The 21366-nt window shown below is 44.0% G+C and carries 17 protein-coding genes; 7 read left to right on the top strand and 10 right to left on the bottom strand.

Features of this window, described 5'->3' with window-relative positions; translation table 11 throughout:
* Positions 1–103 precede the first annotated feature (103 nt).
* The 5 genes from FKN88_RS03460 to FKN88_RS03440 all read right to left on the bottom strand — a co-directional run bounded on the left by FKN88_RS03460 (position 104) and on the right by FKN88_RS03440 (position 7300).
* Positions 104–1429: an MATE family Na+-driven efflux transporter gene (locus FKN88_RS03460; RefSeq protein WP_154171159.1), complete on the bottom strand. Its 1326-nt coding sequence runs from the start codon at positions 1427–1429 to the stop codon at positions 104–106.
* Between the two features lie 3 nt (positions 1430–1432).
* Positions 1433–2650: a nucleotidyltransferase domain-containing protein gene (locus FKN88_RS03455; RefSeq protein ID WP_306687229.1), complete on the bottom strand. Its 1218-nt coding sequence runs from the start codon at positions 2648–2650 to the stop codon at positions 1433–1435.
* A gap of 125 nt (positions 2651–2775) precedes the next feature.
* Complete coding sequence (hsdR, locus tag FKN88_RS03450; RefSeq protein WP_154171157.1) at positions 2776–5220, bottom strand: EcoAI/FtnUII family type I restriction enzme subunit R; 2445 nt, start codon at positions 5218–5220, stop codon at positions 2776–2778.
* Positions 5221–5585: 365 nt separating this feature from the next.
* Entirely contained in the window at positions 5586–6227 is a 642-nt protein-coding gene (locus FKN88_RS03445) for a hypothetical protein (protein ID WP_154171156.1), read from the bottom strand.
* 599 nt (positions 6228–6826) lie between these two features.
* Positions 6827–7300, bottom strand: coding sequence for a CreA family protein (locus FKN88_RS03440; RefSeq protein WP_154171155.1), 474 nt, complete (start codon positions 7298–7300; stop codon positions 6827–6829).
* Between the two features lie 171 nt (positions 7301–7471).
* Between FKN88_RS03440 and FKN88_RS03435 the strand changes: the two genes are divergently transcribed.
* Both FKN88_RS03435 and FKN88_RS03430 read left to right on the top strand, forming a co-directional pair.
* On the top strand, positions 7472–8005 hold the full coding sequence (locus FKN88_RS03435) for a hypothetical protein (RefSeq protein WP_238925703.1): 534 nt from the start codon (positions 7472–7474) through the stop codon (positions 8003–8005).
* 300 nt (positions 8006–8305) lie between these two features.
* Positions 8306–9007, top strand: a complete 702-nt coding sequence (locus FKN88_RS03430) for an HAD-IA family hydrolase (RefSeq protein WP_154171154.1) — start codon at positions 8306–8308, stop codon at positions 9005–9007.
* Positions 9008–9032: 25 nt separating this feature from the next.
* Here FKN88_RS03430 and FKN88_RS03425 read toward each other — a convergent pair whose 3' ends face one another.
* Entirely contained in the window at positions 9033–9260 is a 228-nt protein-coding gene (locus tag FKN88_RS03425; RefSeq protein WP_306687226.1) for a hypothetical protein, read from the bottom strand.
* 519 nt (positions 9261–9779) lie between these two features.
* Between FKN88_RS03425 and FKN88_RS03420 the strand changes: the two genes are divergently transcribed.
* Entirely contained in the window at positions 9780–10403 is a 624-nt protein-coding gene (locus tag FKN88_RS03420; protein WP_158145436.1) for a DNA-J related domain-containing protein, read from the top strand.
* Positions 10404–10511: 108 nt separating this feature from the next.
* On the opposite strand, the gene FKN88_RS03415 is transcribed toward FKN88_RS03420, so the two are convergent.
* From FKN88_RS03415 to tesA, 3 genes are all read right to left on the bottom strand, one after another.
* Positions 10512–12167, bottom strand: coding sequence for an ABC-ATPase domain-containing protein (locus FKN88_RS03415; protein ID WP_306687225.1), 1656 nt, complete (start codon positions 12165–12167; stop codon positions 10512–10514).
* Between the two features lie 206 nt (positions 12168–12373).
* Entirely contained in the window at positions 12374–13570 is a 1197-nt protein-coding gene (gene fabV, locus FKN88_RS03410; protein WP_154171152.1) for an enoyl-ACP reductase FabV, read from the bottom strand.
* Between the two features lie 154 nt (positions 13571–13724).
* The gene (tesA, locus tag FKN88_RS03405) at positions 13725–14342 is read right to left on the bottom strand and encodes a multifunctional acyl-CoA thioesterase I/protease I/lysophospholipase L1 (protein ID WP_154171151.1); all 618 of its coding nucleotides are present in this window, start codon (positions 14340–14342) and stop codon (positions 13725–13727) included.
* Between tesA and FKN88_RS03400 the strand changes: the two genes are divergently transcribed.
* The 3 genes from FKN88_RS03400 (at position 14341) to FKN88_RS03390 (ending at position 19340) form a co-directional block, all read left to right on the top strand.
* Positions 14341–15036, top strand: coding sequence for an ABC transporter ATP-binding protein (locus FKN88_RS03400; RefSeq protein ID WP_004396609.1), 696 nt, complete (start codon positions 14341–14343; stop codon positions 15034–15036). The genes tesA and FKN88_RS03400 overlap by 2 nt on opposite strands.
* Positions 15033–17474, top strand: a complete 2442-nt coding sequence (locus FKN88_RS03395; RefSeq protein WP_306687224.1) for an ABC transporter permease — start codon at positions 15033–15035, stop codon at positions 17472–17474. The genes FKN88_RS03400 and FKN88_RS03395 overlap by 4 nt, the downstream gene beginning before the upstream one ends.
* A gap of 396 nt (positions 17475–17870) precedes the next feature.
* Positions 17871–19340 carry an FAD-dependent oxidoreductase gene (locus FKN88_RS03390; RefSeq protein WP_306687223.1) on the top strand — a complete coding sequence of 490 codons (1470 nt, stop codon included), beginning with the start codon at positions 17871–17873 and terminating at the stop codon, positions 19338–19340.
* Here FKN88_RS03390 and FKN88_RS03385 read toward each other — a convergent pair.
* Positions 19337–20077 carry a 5-oxoprolinase subunit PxpA gene (locus tag FKN88_RS03385; RefSeq protein ID WP_154171149.1) on the bottom strand — a complete coding sequence of 247 codons (741 nt, stop codon included), beginning with the start codon at positions 20075–20077 and terminating at the stop codon, positions 19337–19339. The two genes, FKN88_RS03390 and FKN88_RS03385, sit on opposite strands and share 4 nt — an antisense overlap.
* 251 nt (positions 20078–20328) lie before the next feature.
* Between FKN88_RS03385 and galE the strand changes: the two genes are divergently transcribed.
* Positions 20329–21354, top strand: coding sequence for a UDP-glucose 4-epimerase GalE (gene galE / locus FKN88_RS03380; RefSeq protein WP_154171148.1), 1026 nt, complete (start codon positions 20329–20331; stop codon positions 21352–21354).
* The last annotated feature ends 12 nt before the right edge of the window (positions 21355–21366 follow it).

The following is a 21366-nucleotide window of genomic DNA, read 5'->3' as shown; positions in this document are numbered from 1 at the left end:
GATTATAGCATTTCTACGTCAATGTGAGTACTGAAAAGGGGAGAGGTGATGCCCAATAACGGTGGAGGTTAGTGGGCATTTACATCTATGATAAATATATAAATTAATGGCTTACTGGTTGTTGATTCATGCTCATTTTGCTCCGTAAGGCAAGGTACAACACCCAAGTGATGAGTGCATCAGCAGTAATGCCCAAGCCGAACATTATGGCGATTCGTTCAAGCGTAGGGACAAAGATACCGATTTGATAAAGCACAAAAGCACAACCGTAAAACAAGGTGTTTACGATAAGTGATTGATACAGCATTAAATCAGTTCGTCCAATACCATAAAAGTAACTGTCTATGACATTGTTTAAACTGAAAATGACATAGAACCCAACCATTAGCCAAACTAGACTGGTGATTGACTCAGGGTTCTCTATCCCCATGACATTGGCTATAAAGCTGTTCCAAAGCGGTGCGGTGAGTATCCAAACAGCGATAATTCCTAACGTTATCCAAAGGTAGCCATTGACTCGCTCAGATGTTAACCCATTGTTTGTCGCAGCATCTTGCTTAACTAGTTGTCCTAATGTCAAAACGGGAAGTAGTAGCCAGCCCCAAATAAATTGATTAGCAACCCAGAATGTTCCCGCTTGTTGTACTTGGTTAATAAGCTGAAGAATCATGATAATAAAGGCAGTGTTTCGTACGAGAGACTCAAGCCCTGACTTCCATCCAATCTTTGCCCATTCTTTGAGCCATTGCGATTGATCTCCTTTAGAAAACTTGAAGCTTAGAGTGATCCCTGATTTCGATAAATAAATCAGGGCAAACAGCGCGAGAAGACTATTGACCACGATATTACTTAAAGCAATACCATTCACTCCTAACTGAAGGGAGTAAGGTAGTTGACTGACGAAAACGCTGTCACAAAGGACAGTCATGATCGTTTGTACTACTAGAAGGCCATACAGCGCTTTCCGTTCATTTTTTAGGACGAGAACCAAAAACAAAAAGGCATAAACGCTGGAGAGCAGAATAGCGGCAGATTCCAATCGAATGTATTGGATCGTTTGTGTCAATAATTCAGCCTGTTGCTGCATCGCATCAACAAAGTTCGGGGCTAGCCACAAAACCATTAAGGTCGCCACAAAGTAGCAAACTAAGGTAACCAAAAGAGATAGACTGGCTCGCTCGCGAAAAACTTCATTATTATGAATCACTCTGCCTAGAATAAATGCTAAAGGGATGAGTAATGCTTCGCTGAGGACTTCATATCCTACATTTAGCCATGCAACTTGTGCTGCAATGCTAAAAGTCCATGGACTTGGGATGCTGCCCAAGAAATGGATTCGTGTAGTAGAGTAGATTAGTGGTATTAAGCTTGTCAGAGCCAATGTTAGCCACAGGCGAAAGTTGATTGTCTTTATTTGATGATTTTTCAATTTTTAAGCCTTGTTATCTTCACTATAGACCTCGTGGAGAAAGCGACTCTCCACAGAGAAATAGCCATTACTTTTAATCAGTTGTTTCTTTCTAAGCCGTTCGAACAGTGAGATTAGGTACTGATAAAGTTCAGTATATTGCACTGTACTGATATGAGTTGCTGAGCAGTTAAATACTTGCCATGGGAAATCAATCAATGTTGTAGCGGCATGTTTGGGAAGGTAGTTGTGTTTAAACTCACTCAGCAATAAATGTTCTAGCTGAACACAATAGTGCTGGATGATAGAGCAGTGAAAGTGGTACTTGTAACTGTCGTTGTTAGCGATAAGGTTCGGTAAGGAGCAAAACAAAAAGTAAACCTGAGCGGCCAACTCTTTGGCTTGCTTTCGCTCGCTTGTATGTGTTTTGGTAACGGCGTCTAATTGTTCTGCAAGGCCAAGCTCACCCTTTAAAATAGTGAAGTGAACGTTGTAGATTTGTGACTCGCGATAATAAAGAGAAATGTCAGACAGCGATTGGCCTATAACGATTTCTATAAGCAAACGCTCTTGTGTTCTAAGAGTGATTTTCGACCCCAAAATATCGGTATGAGCCAATTGTTCACCGAACAATCTGAGGAGTCTTTCATGCCAACTCTGAACCGAAATCGATGACTGAATAAATAAATCGATATCGGAGCGCTTTGTTAACTGATTAGCCCCCAAGCTTCCGTAAAGTAGAACAGTAGATACGCTTGTATCTGTGCTCAATACTTTATTCAGCTTACTGACCCAAGTGTGTTGAGATAATGGGAAGGCCGCCCAGAAGGCATCAAAGTTATCTGAGAAGTCAAAACAGTAAGACTGCCAAATTTGTCTTTGCCAGTGAGTTTCTAGTTCCGTCGGTATAATTTTATCTTTCAAAAATCTAATAGTTTCATCAACAGCTTGCAGTTTTTTGTAGGACGATGGGTAAGGGATTTCTGAGTATTTCTCGTCATCAATTGCATTGATGCTCTGCTCAATATCTCTAGTGCAACAGATTAATATGCCTGTTTTCCTATCTAATTGATTGGCAAGAAGGCTAGCTGTTTGACCGTATCCTGTAAATTCAACAATCGCGTTTTCCTGTTGTTTAACCACAGCAAGGAAATGCTCACATGCAAGTTGCTCACCTTGCTCGGTTCCATCGCCAAAGCGAATTCGATACTCATTTAAAGATAAATAAGGGAACTCAGGCAAACGTCCTTGTATTTGTTGGCTTAACGTCGTTTTGCCTGAATTTAGGTTACCAAAAATATAGATATGCATTATGACTTGAGGTCGTTAACCAAGCTAAAGAAACTCTAGCTTGGTTTAAATTGTGATTAGGCTGATTGATAAATCTCAGCTTCCAATTCAGAAATCGCTTCTAAGTACTGCTCTTTACCACCAAAGTATTTTTTGACGATTTCAGCAGGGCGTCCCATCTCGTCAAAAGGCTTAACTTTGAGTACATGAATATTTTCAATCTCTTGAACGCCTTCGTCTGCGTACTTGTCCAGTAGGTTGTTCAACACCTGCTGAGCCGTTTCACCGTACTTAGTGAAGTAGTTGCGCTTTTTGACGTTGTCTGCCCGTTCTTTTCTGGTGAGTGCTGGTTGGTCATACACGACATGACAAATCATGTCGAATGGGTCGAGATCTTTGCCCACTTCCAGCTCTAATGCTTCCCAGATGATGCCTTCCTCTGCCAGTTCATCAATGATTGCTTGCTTTTTATCGGCATCTTGCCAGCGCTTAACAAAGTCATCCATTGAGGAGAACTGTTTTGCCATTGTCTTGCGGGTATAGTCTTTGAACGATTCGGTGACGAGTTTACCGTCGGAATCGTAGTATTGAACACGTTCGGCAATGGCTTTCACCGTTACACCGTTGACATGAAACTTTCTCACTCGGTTTTCATCCTGCCAATCATCATCGGAATTGCTACCGTCAGAAGGAGATGAACCTGAGTCGTATGAAGCTTCTGGTTCTTGGATGCTTTCAGGGTCGATATCTTCCCCTTCAAATGGATCATCTTGTTCAAGTTCATCTTTACCATCGATGATTTCATCAAGTCCTTCATCGGTATCGAAGTCTTCTGGTTTTGTCTCTTTAACTCGCTCAGGGACACCATCAAAGCGCTCATCAGCGAACAGTTCAGTCGCCTTTTTGAAGTCTAGAATGGTAAACCATAGCTTTCCGTAACGATCATCAATACGAGTACCACGACCGATGATCTGCTTAAACTTGGTCATCGACTGAATGCCCTGGTCAAGAACAACCAGTTTGCAAGTTTTTGCATCGACACCTGTTGTCATGAGTTCTGAGGTGGTCGCGATAACAGGGTAAGCCTTTTTGGGGTTGATGAAGTTATCAAGCTGAGCTTTGCCGATTTCATCATCACCTGTAATTTTCATTACGTATTTTTCATTCTTAGCAACTTGCTCAGGATTGCAGTTGATTAGTGCTCGACGCATACGCTCTGCGTGGTCAATGTCATTACAGAACACAATGGTTTTAGCCATCGGGTCGGTACGTTTGAGGTAACTGGTGATGGTCTGTGCAACCAGTTCTGTTCGCTCATCAATGACCATAGTTCTGTCGAAGTCTTTCTGGTTATAGATCCTGTCTTCGATAACTTCACCATGTTTATCGACTTGTCCTTTGGTTGGTCGCCAACCTTGTAAGTCTACATCGATGTCCACACGCACAACTTTGTAAGGAGCTAGGAAGCCGTCTTCAATGCCTTGCTTAAGCGAATAGGTATAAAGCGCATCACCAAAGTATTCTGTGTTAGAAACGATATCGGTTTCTTTCGGTGTCGCGGTTAGCCCGATTTGAGTCGCAGAGCCGAAATACTCAAGAATCTCGCGCCATGCGCTGTCTTCAGCGGCACTACCACGATGACACTCGTCAACAACAATCAAGTCAAAGAAATCAGGGGCAACTTGTTTGAATGCCTTTTGGTGCTCTTCTGGGCCAGTCAGAGCTTGATATAGAGCTAGATGGATCTCGTAAGCGGGATCGACTGTTCGACCAGTGACTTTGGTCATAGCGGGGCCAAACGGCTGGAAGTCGTTGGTCTTAGTTTGATCGACCAGAATGTTTCTGTCCGCCAAAAATAGGATGCGTTTTTTGGCTCGGGACTTCCATAGTCGCCAAATAATCTGGAATGCAGTGTAAGTTTTGCCCGTACCCGTTGCCATAACCAAGAGTACACGGTTTTGTCCTGCTGCGACCGCTTCCACGGTTTTGTTTATCGCTTGTAGCTGATAGTAGCGCGGGGACTTACCGCTACCATCGTCATGGTAATCTTGAGTAATGACGGGAAGGTGCTCAGTTTTGTAGCCTTTCCAAACGCAGTACTTGTCCCATAGTTGCTGAGGTGTCGGGAAGTCTTCAAGTCGAATTTCAGTTTCGAGTTGAGCTGGGTTGGTTTTGTCGTGGAAGATAAAACCGTCGCCATTTGAGGCAAAGACAAAAGGGACGTCAAGTAGGCTGGCGTAATCTAGTCCTTGTTGCATACCTTTGCCGACTTCATTCTTGTTCGCTTTTGCTTCGACAACGGCTAGAGGCATGCTCGGTTTATGGTAAAGGACGATGTCCGCAGACTTAACCTTTTTCCTCGCCGCTGCCTGACCACGAACAATGACTTTACCATCACGGAGTTTTACTTCTTGACGAATCTGCGACATATCATCCCATCCTGCACCTTTAATAGCAGGAAGAATGAATTTCGTGATGATGTCGGTTTCAGATAACTTTGATTTGTTTATTATCGATTCCATGCGATTAGCCCGCTCAGTACAAATGCATTTCATGACTATACCAAAGGATGCATAAAAGCAGAAAAGATACTGACTTATCAGTGAAGTGGGTAACGGTATGGGTGAGATGCCCGAGGCTATTCGTGGAAATAGTTATCCCGTTATGCAGTAGAGCATAACGGGAAGTCAGTTAAACAGACCCTAGAGACTCGGTATTTACCACTACAAGGTGTGTTGGCTACTTTCGTTCACCCCAATCACATAGTCTGTCTATGCTCATGGGGATTCACTCACTTGCCGCCTACCTGAAACTCCAAGTGGTTTGGATGTAGCTATATTGATGGCTTAAGTTTGAGGTTCGTTTGATTCGTAGTAGCAACTTGCTGCTACATTTGTCGCTCTTTGATCAATGTTTCAAAATCTGAAGGATAAGCCGTAACAAGAGTAGTTTCAGCGTTCAGAGCATTTAAGTTATCTCTGATACTGGCAATGGTACGAGGAATAAACTGACTTGAATCTCCCATCACTCCGCGAACGAGGTCGCGACCTAGATTTTCTAAGCCACCAGTAACGATATCGAATTGAGTATAAATATCGACATGATAGCCACCTTCATATTGCCATAGACAAGTATAAAACTGAGTATTTTCTCCATGTGAATTCATCGAGCTGTCAGTTGCTTGAGCATACACAAGTGCTCCATCACAAGTCGGCATTCTAACCGCTCCACCTGCTAAAGCTGATAGGGCTGAGTTGCCAGCGAATGGATTGACTAGTTGAAAGCGAGGAGACTCTTTAGGTAACGGATAAGGGGGTAAATCCTCAGTGATTTTTACAGAAGAAGTATTGGACTGTAATGCCGTTTTTATCGCTTTAGCCATATCTGTGGACGAAATGTTATCTGCTACCTTTAAATCAAAAACAGCGTAACTTCTCTTAGTTTCTTTTGTTTTAGTTAGCGACGTATTTTGGCATCCCATAAGCCCTAATGATGCGATTAGAGCCAGAGCAATTGATTTGTAATGCATGAAAATAATAACCTTTTTAATAATCAAAGCCTATGCATTTTATTGCCCAATTATTTGGTAAGCAATTGTTAAATAAAGATCTAGATCACTAAAAACGTAAAAATAGTTTTGAATGGCTTTAATTTACGGTCAACATGCGGTTGTCTCAATCACGGACGACATACAGCACCACAAACTCTCGCCTTTCCTCATGAAGTGAGGTAGTTAACATTTCCATTGCGGGCATATACCATCAGCGTTTCAAGCCATCGTTTGTTTGCTGAGCACATTTCCAATGCCTTAACTTATTGTATCAGTGTGACGGAATTTATCGATGGCAAAAAAGCCAACCTATCGATTCAAATCATCGATTGAGAAACGCCGGCCAATAACCAATTACATTTCATTGAAGAGATGGAAATGGACAATATTCACCGCATAGGTAAACGCATTCCTGATCTGGTCTATTTTTTAATGGTCTGCCTTTGCTCAAGGGTGCAATGAGAGCGATGCCTAGTTTATTTCAAGCGGCAGTTAGCGGCTATTCAAATTTACAGTAGATAAATTGATTACTCACTAACTGACTGTTTATCGGTAATGCCAAGTGGTGCGATTAAACGTTAATTGCTAACCAAAGTAGGCTCCACATAAGCCGCGGTTCCCCACAATGGCACAGTGGAAAGACTGTGCTTAAAGCTACCTGAAGTCTCTTTGGTCGAGTAAGACACATACATTAAGGTTTGCGTTTGCGGATCATAAATACGTCGGATTTTCATGCTTTTAAAGAAAATGCTCTTCGATTTTTTAAACACGACCTCACCAGATTTGGATTTGTCGATGTTAGCGATCATCTGTGCAGTAATTTCTCCGGTTTGGCGGCACGAAATTGATGAGTCAGAAGGATCGGCTAGGCTCAAATCTGCTTCAATACTGGCAATATGGCAGGTGACCCCCGTAACGATGGGATCCGTTAAATGATGGAGTTTAATGTCTTTCATGGTAAACAAGCCTAAGCTGACATCACCGACGGCAGAGCGATCACAGCCGGATAGTAATAAAGAACTTACGGCTAGGATGGTTAATTTTTTGAGCATATCTGGGATCCTCGACAAAACAGAGCATGATAATAACAGTAAGCAAAACAAAAGCGTGTAGATAACTGTGCTATGATAGGAAAAATATTGAGAACCTATCCTAACTTTGCCTCTTCACCCTGCGATGGGTAAGTGCTTTGGGCAAAATTGCTCGCCAAAGAAGAAACGACTATGACACATTTATCTTCATCTAACGACATGCAAGCGCTGATTGATGCGAAGAATCAATGGCTGTATGACCAGGTTGATGTCCAGTTCCCGACGCCAGAAAGTCTGCAAGGCCTTACGGTTTATCAGACATTAAATCAAGCCTTACCCAGTGAAGCGTTTACGGCGCAGCATCACGTTGCCGAGAGTCATTTAGCGGCCATTTATTTGGTGGACTTTCATCGTTTAACCATTATGTTTGCGTTATTACAAGCGACGCGTTGTGAGCAAGCGGCCCAACAAGCTTTATTAGTCGAGTTTTTCACGCAGATCATTTATTCGCCGCCTTGTCGCTTATATTTGGGATTTGCTGACGCTCAACCAATAGCTGCTGCCATTGTGACCTGTGATGGCTCGTCACTGCTTATCTCTGATGTGGTGATGCAAAACAACCCGATCTTTACCTCTAGTGATGAGTTTGTTTCTGCTGTCGTGGCTAAATATCAGCAAGAAAACCTAGTCTCCGGTTCTATCTATATTGAGCATTCCCAGCCATAACACTTTTCGGCGTCGTTGAGTTATTGCATTCATCTTGCTTCTATAGAAGAGAATCGTGATGTTGCTTGAAGATACGGGATTATTGTCGGTCTTTTCCTTTATTTTGTTAACTCTATCATCCGAGTGCTATCTCATCGGTATACACTACTTTGGGGCTTATCCCTTTCCCCTGAAGTCGCCTTGGTGTTGATGATTAACGCTATAGGTTATCAATCAATGATCGGCAATGAGTGATAAGGTTAAATCGCATAGGGATTGTTTAACTGCCGTTAGCCATCACAAAGCATAATAAGGACAGCCATGAAAAACCGTACCATTCGCTGTGTGATTTTTGATTGTGAAGGAACGTTGATTGATAGCGAGCGTTTGAGCTGTATCGCGCTAGTGCGAGTGTTTAATGAGCTGGGTGTTTCATTAACGCTTGAGAATGTTTTACAGCATTTTTCTGGTGGTAAAGTTGCCGATATTCTGGTTAATACCTGTCAATTTGCAGGTATCAGTGCTGATATTGATCAACTAGAACTTCGTTACCGGCAAGAGCTTACCTCATTGTTTGATACTGAGCTTAAGCCTATGCCAGGTGCGATTAATTTATTAGAGCAGCTCAAACGGCATAATGTTGAATATTGTGTTGCTTCAAATGCGCCACACGACAAAATGGTCGCTGAATTAAGATTAGCGGGTCTAGAGCGCTATTTTACTGGTGGGCGCATTTATTCCGCCTTTGAGGCGAATAGTTGGAAACCTGAACCCGATCTGGTGCGCTACTGTGCCATGAGTATGGGATTCTCATTAGCGGATTGCGTATACGTCGATGATACACCGAAAGGTGTTGAAGCGGGGATCCGTGCTGGAGTTGTGACGTTCCAACTGTGTTCACCGCTACTTGTTCATCCTGTATCGCATGCTGATGTCATTGCCCTTGATCATTTGGATCAATTAATGGCGTTTCTTAACTACTCATTAACCGATAGCAGGCAAGCTCAGGCTCTTAAGCCCTGAACATTGGTTGCAGCCAGTTTTCGTGTCAATGCTGAGTTGGGGTTAAGGGATGCAACTGATGGGGGAGATAAGTTGCTGCCAGTGTGACAGGTGGTTTACTTAATAAGACTTGTTGTTGGATCTGCGGCAACTGATGGGTATGAAAACCGCATTGTGCGCAAAAAAACTTTTCGCCATTTTGAGAGATAAAAAACTCGTCATGTTGACATAATGGGCAAGCGTCAATATCAATTTTTGGGGTTATTGTTGTCATAATTGTTACTCAGCAGCATGAAAAAAAATTGCTCATCTTCCCTCTCTTACCTTGAAGCCGCGACAAACTTCGCCATTCGCTCCATTCTTGAAATTATTTCGACCATTCCAAGCAGTATCGGGGTTACTTTTATTAGGTAATCTATTCATCTTATCTGATGCTACAGCAAGGATGGCGGTGTTTATTATTAGCAATTTTCCGCATTCTAAGCATGAGTATTTAGGAATAGTGCACTAAGCATAATCGGCTTTGTGACGATACTGATTAAATAAAGATGGCTTTGATTCATTTTTGAGAGTGGTTTCATGTTTTCTGTTTTATTTGTGATATTGATCCGTTGAGGTGATTTTTTGTTCTCTTTCAGTAAGTGAGATAAGTGGAAAAATGAGGATTTACATTCAACAATTACATGAGAAGCGCAGACCAGTTCAAAAACTGACGCTAAGCTGCAGATGGAAACTCGACAAATGCCTAGCTTTAGCTTTGAATGGGAATGAGACAACGTAGCGTGAGTAGAGTATGGCGAATTCACAGGCTTTGAGTACCACCTTTCAAACCTATATGGAAAACCCTTTGTTATGGCCGATCCTAGAAGTTTTGAAACGGCAATCTTCAGGTTGGAAGGTACATACCTTAGCGGCTCATCTTAGCGAGCAGGGCTTAATTCCTGTGCTTGATAGTGCTGCTGATAAAGATCTTTTTAAGCGAAACTTTCTGATCATGAACGCGTTATACCAGTTACAAGAGATGTTGTATCCGAAAAACTGGTTACAAGTTGAAGCGATGGATATTGCGCTATTGCCAGTATTTAGTCATTCGCACTATGCGATAGATCCTGATGATCCACTGCGTGATTATTATTCGCGTTGGGAGCACTATGAAGTCAGTGAAGGGGAAGTGAAGCGGTTACTGAATGAATTTTGGACCCGTTATCAGCGTTTTGTGGGTGGGGACGACATTAAAACCCTCGATCGTTCTCAAGCTTTACGATTATTTGAATTGCCCGCTGATGCCTCTTCTTTTGAAATTCGTAAGACTTGGCGTCGATTAGCGTTGCGTTGGCACCCGGATCGCGATAATGGTAATGCTGCTCAATTTCGAATCTTGTGCGCCGCTTGGAATGTCTTGAGGCATGAGCATTAGATAGGATTGAGCATTTGTCGTCGTTGTATAATATCCCCAACTCACAGAAACGGTTTGTTATCATGTGTGTTGAGGATATTGAAAATGACCATCTTTAAGCGACGTGGATTATTCGGCTATTTTAAATTGTGCTTTACGTAGACGATTTAAGGTGGCCATCGCATCTAAAATACGCGGTTTAGCCAAATCGCCTTGATTGGGCATCTTGCTGTACCATTCACCTTCCAATAATGCCTCCAGCTCTCGTGCCGGATGAGTTGCCCAACCAGGCTGCTGGGCAAGTTGAAAACAAAGCCAGCCGATAGCGTTAATCTCTGCAGAGGACTCTAACTGTTCCAGTGCCGAGATATCAGCAAATTCTTTACCAAAGCGTAGTGAACTGGTCCCTTTAGCCGATACTCTAAATTTACCCTCTGCCAATATTTTTTGTAAAACACTGCGGTTTAATGAGCGAGGAGGGAAAGCGGTTAATGGCGTTTCACACTCATTGCGACGTAAGGTTGGATGCTGTTGGATCACTTGTTGTGCTTTTGCAGTAACATCGATCGCTTGATAATCATGCATTTGAATCACAGTATCTGCGATATCTAAATAATCTCCCGAGCCACCCATGACTATCAAGGTTGAAATGCCGAGTTCATCTCTTAATTGACCAATTCTATCCACCAATGGCGTGATGGGTTCATCGCCTTTCGCGACTAAAGCCTGCATTCTTTCATCACGGATCATAAAGTTGGTGGCAGAAGTATCTTCATCAATCAACAGGGTGCTTGCGCCTGCTTCAATAGACTCTTGTAACCAAGCGGCTTGTGAGGTTGAGCCTGAAGCATCTTGAGTACTAAAATCATGGGTGTTTTTACCCATAGGTAGATGATTGATGTAATTTGATAAGTTTAAGTTGTGAACACAACGTCCTTCTTCCGCACGAATTTTCATGGCTTGCGGATCGGTCACGATACCTTCTCGACCATCTCCGGGGATGTGATTGTAAATCGAACGCTCTAATGCGGTTAATAAGGTTGATTTACCATGAAAACCACCACCGACGATTAAGGTAATACCTTTAGGAATTCCCATGCCGGTGATCGGGCCTTGGTTTGGCGTCGTGAGTGTTATCTGCAGGGTTTTTGGCGCTTGAAAAGGCACCGCTTCTTTCATCGGTAGATCGCAGTTACCCGCAACACGAGGTAAGACACTACCATTAGCAACAAAAGCAACCAATCCATTAGCTGATAACTGATCACGCAGCGCTTGCTGATCTTCAATCACTTGGCAATGGGTAATCAACGCGGGTTTATCCAGTTCACGCTCTAAGGTGGCTCGACGGATAAATTTTGGCAGATGAAACGTTAAAATATTAATGGCTTTTTTGGCCAAAATATCACGACCTTCTGCGGGTAAATTGATTCGAAAACGAAGCTCAATACCTTGTTGATTGAACAGAACAGACGTGCTGTCCAATACGGTTTGCCCGGTCAATGAGATAGATAAGCTGTTTTCTTGTTTGGCTAATTCAGCAAAGCGGCGAGCGATAAAGTCGCGGGCGGCTTGTTGATATGTGGCTGAGCAGTCTTTTAACCACTCTAATCCAGTCAGTGACCAAGCACGTTGTGCTCGCAAACGAGAGGCTGATGCGTAAGGATCGGACTGAACGTGATCGATAGACAGGGTAAAATCACCAAAGTCATACTGGCCCTTAATTTTCTGATAGGCACGGTAGTTCTGTTTTTCGAGTTTTTTCAGGTTTGCAATTAATAGATCCATCTCGAGTATCACTTATTGAGAATGACAAAGGCGCGATTATAGGGACCGCTATAGACAGAGTAAAGCAATCATCCGATCTTCTCATCACCTTTACCTGTTAAGGTTTACGGCTTTACTGGTTTAGTACCATCATCTCCAAGCGCCAACTTATCGATACATCATGGGGAGATGATGGTTGATTGACGGAGTAGAACACCCATCACATGTTAAATGTGGTCCATAAAGGGCGAAAGGTCGACGTCTTGTTGGTAGTCAATCTCAGGAAAACCAAAGCCGTTTAAGCGTAAAAATTCTTGCTTGAAGCCTTGATAGTCACCCAATTCAGTGAAGTTAGAGCCATTCATTTGATGAACCAGATCTTGAACTTGTGCTTGAGTATCAGGAGCTAATTCCCATTCATCGACTCGCACTAATCGTTCACTGTCGACGGGAACAGGCTTATCTGTATAAAGCTTATCGCTAAATAGACGTTGCATTTGCTCAATACACCCTTCGTGGGTGCCTTTTTGTTTCATCACGCGATACAAGGCAAGCATATAGGGGGTAAACGCGGGGATAAACACACTGGCTTTGGTTACTAATGCTTTACAGACAGCGGCGTAAGCGTTGCCATCGTAATTAGCGAGTTTCAAGTTTAAGGCATGGCTGGTTTGGTGCAGATCGACTTTTGCTCGGCCTAATGTGCCATCAAGGTAGATAGGATGAGTCAGTTCAGAACCCACGTAAGAGAACGCTATGGTTTTACATCCTTGGGCTAAAGAATCATGGTTAATCAATGTGTCGATCCAGTTTTCCCAATCTTCGCCGCCCATCACTTTTAACGTATCTGCAATCTCTTGTTCTGAAGCTGGCGCTAAGGTGGTGTCTAGCCACTGATCATTTTCTAATAAGACCGTGGCACCCGTAACACTGTCACCAATCGGCTTGATGACTGAATGCCAAAATTCTTCGCTATCGCCTTTGCGGCGCATACCACTGGCAATACTATAAATCACTAAATCGACTTCACCTTCAAAATAGGTTTCAATCGCTTCCACCACTTGGTCTCTGATGTTTTTCGAAAAAACGTCACCAGTAATATTAATCGCTACTCGTCCGGCTTGTTCGGCGTATTGTTTAAAAAAATGATTATTATAAAACCCCGCGCTGCCAACGCCTTTATTCGAAGGTCCGCGTTCTAATGAAACACCGATGGTATCGGCGTCTGCACCACCAAAGGTCAAGGCAATGCGAGCGGCGAGCCCAAAGCCGGATGAAGCGCCTAAGATCAATACTCGCTTAGGGCCTTGACTGATCGATGGCGCGGATTTTACGTAATTAATTTGTTGAAGGACGGCTTGCTGACATCCATAGGGATGAGCAGAGCGAGCAACCATGCCTTGAATGAGTGGTTCAATGCGCATAAAGATGGCCTGTGTGCAGTGGATGAACCAATAAAATAACGTAAAGCATGGTAAAGTTTATTGAGCTGAACCATTAAATCAGACAGTTTTAGGCAATTTACGGTTGCTAGGGTGATTAAATTGTCAAGCTGGTGTTGCCGTCATGAATGATTATTTACAGTAACGGCGCGAGCTTTTGGGCCATAAATTGAGCGATCCAAGGTTGAGCGGCTGAGTTTGGGTGTAGCCCATCGCTCATCATCCATTCGGGGTTGATGATCACTTGCTCAAGGAAAAAATCGATCAGAGGTAGGTCAAACTCTTTGGCTAAGCGAGGGTAGACGTCAGCAAATGAGTCACTGTAACGTTTACCATAGTTGGGCGGTGTTTTAATTTGCATTAACACAGACTGTGCATTGGCTTGTTTAATTTGTTCGATCATTGTGCGCAGATTATTTTCTACTACTTGAGGTGGAAAACCACGTAAGCCATCATTCGCGCCAAGGGTAATCAGTACGGTTTGAGGTTGATGCTGCTCAAGTAGTGAAGGAAGTCTCGCTAACCCGTTACCTGTGGTATCTCCAGAAATGCTGCCGTTAATAATCGTAACCTCGTGGTGTGATGCTAATTGGCTTTCAAGTAAGGTCGGCCATGCTTGCTCAATCGGCATTTGATAGCCTGCGCTCAAACTATCACCCAAAATTAGTAAGGTTTGACTGCGTGCCGTCGTTGTAAATAGCATCATGCTAGAAAAAATAAACCCTAAAAATAACAAAGGAAGTCGTTTCGCCATGCAAAGCTCCGTTAGCTCAGTACCATCTGTAATTTCAGTACAGTCGGTTTCAAAAGTGGTCTCCACTGAACAGGAGACCTTGACCATTCTTCATGATATTAATCTTACCATCGGTGCTGGTGAAAGCGTAGCGATTGTCGGCAGCTCTGGCGCAGGTAAATCAACCCTAATGACGTTATTAGCCGGTTTAGATACGCCAACACAAGGCGAAGTGTATCTACTTGGTCAGGGACTCTCTTCACTCGATGATGAAGCGAGAGCGGCGATCCGCAGTCAATCGATTGGGTTTGTATTCCAGAGTTTTTTACTGATCCCAAGCTTATCGGCGCTCGATAATGTCACTCTACCTTGTCTGTTAAAAGGGGAACCTGAAAATCGAGCGCGAGCTGAGGCGTTATTGACCTCGGTTGGTCTTGCTCACCGTTTACACCATTCACCCAATCAACTGTCTGGCGGTGAGCAGCAGCGCGTTGCCCTTGCTCGGGCCTTTATGGTTGAACCTCAAGTGCTGTTTGCCGATGAACCCACCGGCAATTTAGATCAAGAAACGGCCAGTAAAGTGATTGATTTGCTGTTTGAACTCAATCAACAACATGGCACAACGCTAGTGTTGGTGACTCATGACCCTAAACTGGCAGCACGTTGTCAGCGCCGCTTTTACATGCAAGCGGGTAAGTTGGAGGAACGCGTGTGAAAACAAGCCCAGCCCTTACTTTGAATCAGCGGTTTTTACGTTGGAGTTTGAGTGAAATTCGTCATGGTCAGTTGTGGCCGATTTCATTGGCGTTAACCTTGATTATTGCTTGTTTGTTTGCATTAAGCGCTTTAGCTGAGCGCATGGAACAAGTGGTCGTCAAACAGGGGAAAGAGGCGCTTACCGCCGACAGCGTGTATGTGTCGGCTAATCCTATTCCAGACTCTTTATTGGCGCTCACGGAACAGAAGTCGTTAAGTACTTCGCAGATGACGCGTTTTGCGACCATGGCGTTCAGTGATCATGGTATGCAATTGGTCGGAGTTCGCGCGGTGGATTCATCCTATCCGCTACTCGGCAAAATGACCCTAAGTGATGGTGTTGCGCTGTCTCATCGTGTGCAAGCCAACCAGTTATGGTTGGACGATCGCGTGTTTGCTCAACTTAATGTAGAGATAGGTGATACGGTTACTTTGGGGGATGCTGATTTTCAGGTCAGTGGTCGAGTTATTGACGAGCCAGGGTTAAGTTTTAATCCTTTTCAACAAATGCCGGTAGTTTATATTCATCAAGCAGATGTGGCGAAGACGGGGGCCCTTCAACTGGGTAGCCGTGTTCAATATCGGTTATTCATTCTCGGCGCGGATCATCAGATTGAGCCATTAAAATCATCGCTCGAACTCGGACCGAGTGACGAATGGCGAGATCAAGAAACCACCAATCAGAGTAATGAAGTTTTTGAACGTACTCAGCAATATTTGTCGTTAACCGTCGCGATTGTGATCATGATGGCGGCGACGACGTTAGTCTTAACCTGTCAGCACTATGTTTCGACGCGCCAACGTACGATTGCCATGTTAAAAAGTCTTGGCGCGAGCAAAAAATGGATCGTGCGTTGGTTAACGATTCAAATTGGACTGTTGCTACTCTTTGCTGCCATAGGCGGTACTCTGATTGGCGTTGGATTGGAATTTTTACTCAGAATACCGTTGGTTGATTTATTGCCTGATCCTCTACCGACTTATGGTTTCCAACCTGTCGCGGTGGCGTTGTTATCGAGTATTTTGATTGCCGTACCCGCATTAGGCATTCCTCTTGGTTATCTACTGAATGTTAACGCTGCCAGTGTCATACAGCCCGTTAAAGCCGCTCGCCGTCGCTTATGGAATACCCTATTACTCGCTGTACCATTGGTGCCTATGGTGGTGGTTTATTGGCAAAACCAATTGGTGTGGATCATCTTATTTGGCATTCTTGGGCTGTTTTTTGTCTTAGCCGTGATCAGTCTGTTGTTAATCCGCGTATTGGGTTTGTTACCGCTGAATACGGCGATGCGTTTAGCATTGAGCCGAATCAATCGTTCGAGTGTCGCTACGGGGCTACAGTTTGGCGCGTTGTCGTTATCGCTAATGTTATTGGCTGTGATGTGGTTGGTGCGTACCGATTTACTGACGGATTGGCAAAAAGTATTACCTGCCGATGCACCGAATGCCTTTGCAATTAATATTGCTGATTATGAAAAGCAGGCTTATTTGCAAGCTCTCGATGAGGCAGGTCTTGAACGATCTGAGGCGTTTCCGATTATTCGTGGTCGACTAACCCATATTAATGGTCAAGTCGCTCAGGAAAGAATTGAGAATGGAGATGGCCCTAACGCGCTGCGCCGTGAACTTAATTTTACTTGGAGTGATACATTACCGAGTTATAACACGATTGTGGAAGGGCAATGGGTAGCCAGTCAGGCCGTTTCAATTGAACAATCCCTAGCTCAAGAATTAGGGATTGAAGTGGGGGATACGCTGAGCTTTATGATCAGTAGTCAAACCATTAGTGCGGTTGTTAATACGATTCGTCACGTAGAATGGCGCGAAATGAAACCGAATTTCTTTTTTATATTTTCGCCGGATGTGATGCAAAACGTATCAGGCAGTTGGATGGTGAGCTTTCGGATTGAATCTGATCACCAACCCTTGCTCAGTGAGTTGTCTCGCCAGCACCCGACAGTGAGCTTAATGGATATCCGAGCGATGGGAGAAAAGATTCAGCAGCTACTGACGCAAATCGTTTGGTCGATTACGGTATTGGCCGCGCTTGGTATGTTAGCCGGTATTTTGCTGATTTTTACCTTATTACGTTTAAGTTTGAGTCAACGTCAACAAGAAATCCAGCTTTACCGTACGCTTGGTGCAAGTCGCCGCCGAGTAACAGCAACCTTATGGGCTGAATATGGGGTAATGGCGTTAATAGCTGGGTTGGTGGCGGCAATCAGTGCCGATGTGATTGTTGGCAGTATCATGTATTGGGGGTTTGACTTATCCCCAGTGACGCATTTTTCGATGTGGTTGGCTCTACCAGTGATGACCTTTGTTACTTTAGCCCTTGTGGTTAGTAGCTTGTTACAGCGATTGTTAACGCCGATTAACCGAGCTTTAAGTTAATCGTATCTTGAGTAAGTAAAGAACTTATCCACAAAAACGGTGGATAAAGGTTGGGATAACTTGATTGGTCATAGATAGCGATCAGCATGCTAAGCCAATGCCGCTCAAGCTTACTGATAATCCGTTATTCACAGTGAGCGACAGTTGAAGATAAGCGGATAATCAGTCAAGGCTTTTTTGATAAATTTTGCACAGTTGATAACGGTGCCACGTTACATCAAACCCCCGTTATCCTGTGTGCATTTAGGGAAGGTCTCGCGACTCATGGCTTTCACCGATGATCGGTTGAGTCCATTGTCGAGCGAGCTAGGCCCATTTGGGTATAACATCGATAAGACCTTGTGAAAAATGTGATTTTCATAACCTTTTACACGTTTTAGAATAGGCAGCAACGTAATGACCAACGGCAGTGAAATGTTACTTACTAAACCAGAAATACAAGCCCCGAGCGTCGCCATTATTGGTGGTGGTGTCGCAGGTGCCACCGCCGCGGTGCATCTAAGTGAACTCGGGTTAAAGGTGACCTTGTTGGAAAAGAGTGCTGGTCTCGTCAACGGACCACCGATTTGCCATCTTCATGCAGGTGGTAATTTATATCGAGAAATTTCTCAACAGCAGTGCATTGAATTACTGCGTCAATCGATAGAAACCGTAAGGTTATATCCGCACACTTTAAATCGTCGACCCACAGTGATCGCCATTCCACACAGTGATCCTGGATCTGTACAGGAAGTGTTACCGAGGCTAGAAGTCATTCGTTCCGCTTACCAGCAGCTCGTCGCCGAAGACTGTCACAATAAAATGCTCGGTGAACCCAGTGACTATTTTCGTCTTTATCAGCAAGATGAGCTTGAGCGTCTTGCACTTAAGTCACAACCGAAGGTACCAACCAGCTTCGATGATTGGTTAATCCCTTTTGCCCAGCATACGGATTTATCTCAACTGAAATATCCGGTTGTTGCTGTGCAAGAATATGGTTGGAGCGTCTTCCGATTAGCCGCCAGCGCACATTTAACCTTAGACGCGTTGCCAAATTGCCAAGTCATCACCCAAGCGACGTTGGTTGACTCCCAGTTCGTCGATCAACAGTGGCAGTTAACCTATCAAGATCGTCATGGTCATCAGCAATTGTTACAGTGTGACTACTTAATTAATGCTTGCGGTTATGAAACGGGTAAAATTGATGATTTAACTCAACATCCTCGGCAGCGTCTGGTTGAGTTTAAAGCTGCGTTTGTGACCCACTGGCCGCGTTGTTATCAAGAGTGGCCTGAGGTAATTTTCCATGGCCCGAGAGGCACACCACAAGGAATGGCTCAGCTAACCCCTTATGCAGATGGTGTTTTTCAATTGCACGGTATGACACAAGACATTACGTTGTTCAGTGACGGCTTGGTGTCTTCGACGGCGGAATCCTCACAACCTTGTTTGCCCGCTTATCTGCAGGAAAAGCTGACTCAAGGCTGGTCAAGCCAAGCGCTAAGTGAACGGACTTTAAGAGCAATTCAACACATGAGTCAATTTGTGCCCGAATTCGCTTGTGCAGAGGTTGGTGGAAACCCATTATTTGGTGCTCAGCAGATCCCAGGTGTCGATGCATCACTGCGCGCGGCAGATGTTACGTTTGAGGCCAACCAGTATGCTCGCATTGAGGTAGTAAAAGGCTCATCGGCTTTGGAAGCAGCGAGACGACTGGTTTCGACATGGCAATTAGCCGACGTTGATTCTGGATTATCGATTGAGCAGCAGCACCCGGTGTGTTTAAGTTTTAGCGAGCAACAAATTGAGCAAAAAGCCATCGAGTTAGCGGAGCAGCGTGGTTATCCGATTGCGTTAGCTAAGGTTGTTGGCACTAGTAATCATTAACGCAACTGCTCACGGATGCGGTTGATCAATTCAACCGCTTTTGGATGTCCTGGGTTGACGCATAAGGTGTCTGCTTCAATCGCCAAAATAAAACCGTCTGCACTGGTTACTTTTCCATAACGAGAGATTTGTTTGACTTGGTTTAATACCGCTTCTTCGCTATGCAGTATCGCATTAGGTAGCGTGTCGGGCGTTAATTGCCCGTTAGCCAGATACGTTCTATCGGCAACCGCTTCAAATAACAGCGGCACATCAAATCGATCCGCCAGATCGAGATAATCTTGGTTATTCGGCGAGGCTAAAATCATCAGGGGAAGATTAAAACAAGAGACCGCATCGACCATTGATCGGAAAATATTTTTATCTCTCATCATGTCACGATATAACGCGCCATGGGGTTTGACATAGCTTAGCTCGGCATTTTTGCTCTCACACAAGGCCTTGAGCGCACCAACTTGATAAATCACAATATCGCATATCTCTTCATCCGATAGGGCAAAGGAGCGTTGACCGAAGCCTTGTTTATCAGGATAGCCGGGATGAGCACCAATCATGACGTCATTTTGTAGTGCTAAATCAATGGTTTTACTGATGAGATGTGGATCGCCAGCATGAAATCCACAGGCGATATTAGCCATATCGATATGAGGCATGATGTCTTTATCGGCCCCCATCTGCCATGCACCAAAGCCTTGGCCCATATCACAATTTAGTTTGATCGTTCGCGTCGTACTCACAGAAGGTGATCCTTATTGGTTATCCCTTACTTATCTGATGTTGAATATTAGTCATCGTTTGAGCCTATTTATCATTATCTTATAGGATAAGATCAATACGATGACAGGTTTTTTCTTGGATTCTTTATTAGTATTTTGAAAGTACTTAACGATAGAATAGGTTTATGAACGTGGTCAATCGTGCTGCAATCGAATCAATGACTCAAACAGATAACTAAGATGTACAAATTAACGAACAAAGGTAGCTAGGTATGAAAGTGTTAGTCACCGGGGGAATGGGCTATATCGGTAGTCATACTTGTATCCAGATGATTCAAGCGGGCATGACACCAGTTATTGTTGATAACTTATACAATAGTAAAGCCTCGGTATTGGATAGAATTGAGAAAATATCAGGTTGTCGCCCCGTTTTTATTCATGGCGACATTCGTGACAAAGCGCGGTTAATGAGCATTATGGCCGAACATGAGATTGAATCGGTGATTCACTTTGCGGGGTTGAAGGCGGTTGGTGAATCGGTACAAAAACCGCTCGAATATTACGATAATAATGTCAATGGTACCCTAGTGCTCGTTTCCGCGATGCGTGAAGTGGGGGTGAAATCATTAATATTCAGTTCTTCTGCGACCGTGTATGGCGATCCTGCTAGCGTGCCAATCACTGAACAGTTTCCGACCAGCGCGACGAATCCCTATGGGCGTAGTAAATTGATGGTCGAAGAGTGCTTGCATGATTTTCAACGTGCTAATCCAGATTGGAGCATCACGCTTTTGCGTTATTTCAATCCGGTTGGCTCGCATCCATCGGGAGAGCTTGGTGAAGATCCGCAAGGCATTCCGAATAATTTAATGCCGTTCATTTCTCAAGTTGCTGTCGGGCGGCGAGAGTGCTTGTCTATTTTTGGCAGTGATTACCCCACCAAAGACGGTACTGGTGTACGCGATTATATTCATGTGATGGATTTGGCAGATGGACACATTGCGGCACTACAAAAAGTCGGCATTCAGTCAGGGCTACATATCTATAACTTAGGCACAGGTCAGGGTTACAGTGTGTTAGAAATGGTCAAAGCCTTTGAAACCGCTAATCAGTGTCAAATACCGTATCAGTTAGTGGCAAGACGCCCGGGTGATATTGCCGAATGTTGGGCCGATCCAACGAAAGCTCAGAAAGAGCTAAATTGGCAAGCGACACGCACCCTCCAAGAGATGGCGCAAGATACTTGGCGTTGGCAGTCACAAAATCCTCAAGGTTATCCGGATAGTGAAGCGATATAACTAAACGACGTT

Source organism: Vibrio sp. 2017_1457_13 (assembly GCF_030851525.1).
Classification (GTDB): domain Bacteria; phylum Pseudomonadota; class Gammaproteobacteria; order Enterobacterales; family Vibrionaceae; genus Vibrio; species Vibrio metschnikovii.
The sequence above is the reverse complement of the archived record's forward strand: the minus strand, read 5'-3'. Positions and strand labels throughout refer to the sequence as shown.

What these genes read in the sequence shown, in the direction of transcription:
- FKN88_RS03390 (WP_306687223.1), top strand. Translation starts at nt 17,871, where the DNA reads ATGACCAACGGCAGTGAAATGTTACTTACTAAACCAGAAATACAAGCC.
- FKN88_RS03435 (WP_238925703.1), top strand. Translation starts at nt 7,472, where the DNA reads ATGACACATTTATCTTCATCTAACGACATGCAAGCGCTGATTGATGCG.
- galE (WP_154171148.1), top strand. Translation starts at nt 20,329, where the DNA reads ATGAAAGTGTTAGTCACCGGGGGAATGGGCTATATCGGTAGTCATACT.
- FKN88_RS03440 (WP_154171155.1), bottom strand. Translation starts at nt 7,300, where the DNA reads ATGCTCAAAAAATTAACCATCCTAGCCGTAAGTTCTTTATTACTATCC.
- FKN88_RS03445 (WP_154171156.1), bottom strand. Translation starts at nt 6,227, where the DNA reads ATGCATTACAAATCAATTGCTCTGGCTCTAATCGCATCATTAGGGCTT.
- FKN88_RS03400 (WP_004396609.1), top strand. Translation starts at nt 14,341, where the DNA reads ATGCAAAGCTCCGTTAGCTCAGTACCATCTGTAATTTCAGTACAGTCG.
- hsdR (WP_154171157.1), bottom strand. Translation starts at nt 5,220, where the DNA reads ATGGAATCGATAATAAACAAATCAAAGTTATCTGAAACCGACATCATC.
- FKN88_RS03425 (WP_306687226.1), bottom strand. Translation starts at nt 9,260, where the DNA reads ATGACAACAATAACCCCAAAAATTGATATTGACGCTTGCCCATTATGT.
- FKN88_RS03420 (WP_158145436.1), top strand. Translation starts at nt 9,780, where the DNA reads ATGGCGAATTCACAGGCTTTGAGTACCACCTTTCAAACCTATATGGAA.
- FKN88_RS03430 (WP_154171154.1), top strand. Translation starts at nt 8,306, where the DNA reads ATGAAAAACCGTACCATTCGCTGTGTGATTTTTGATTGTGAAGGAACG.
- FKN88_RS03415 (WP_306687225.1), bottom strand. Translation starts at nt 12,167, where the DNA reads ATGGATCTATTAATTGCAAACCTGAAAAAACTCGAAAAACAGAACTAC.
- tesA (WP_154171151.1), bottom strand. Translation starts at nt 14,342, where the DNA reads ATGGCGAAACGACTTCCTTTGTTATTTTTAGGGTTTATTTTTTCTAGC.
- fabV (WP_154171152.1), bottom strand. Translation starts at nt 13,570, where the DNA reads ATGCGCATTGAACCACTCATTCAAGGCATGGTTGCTCGCTCTGCTCAT.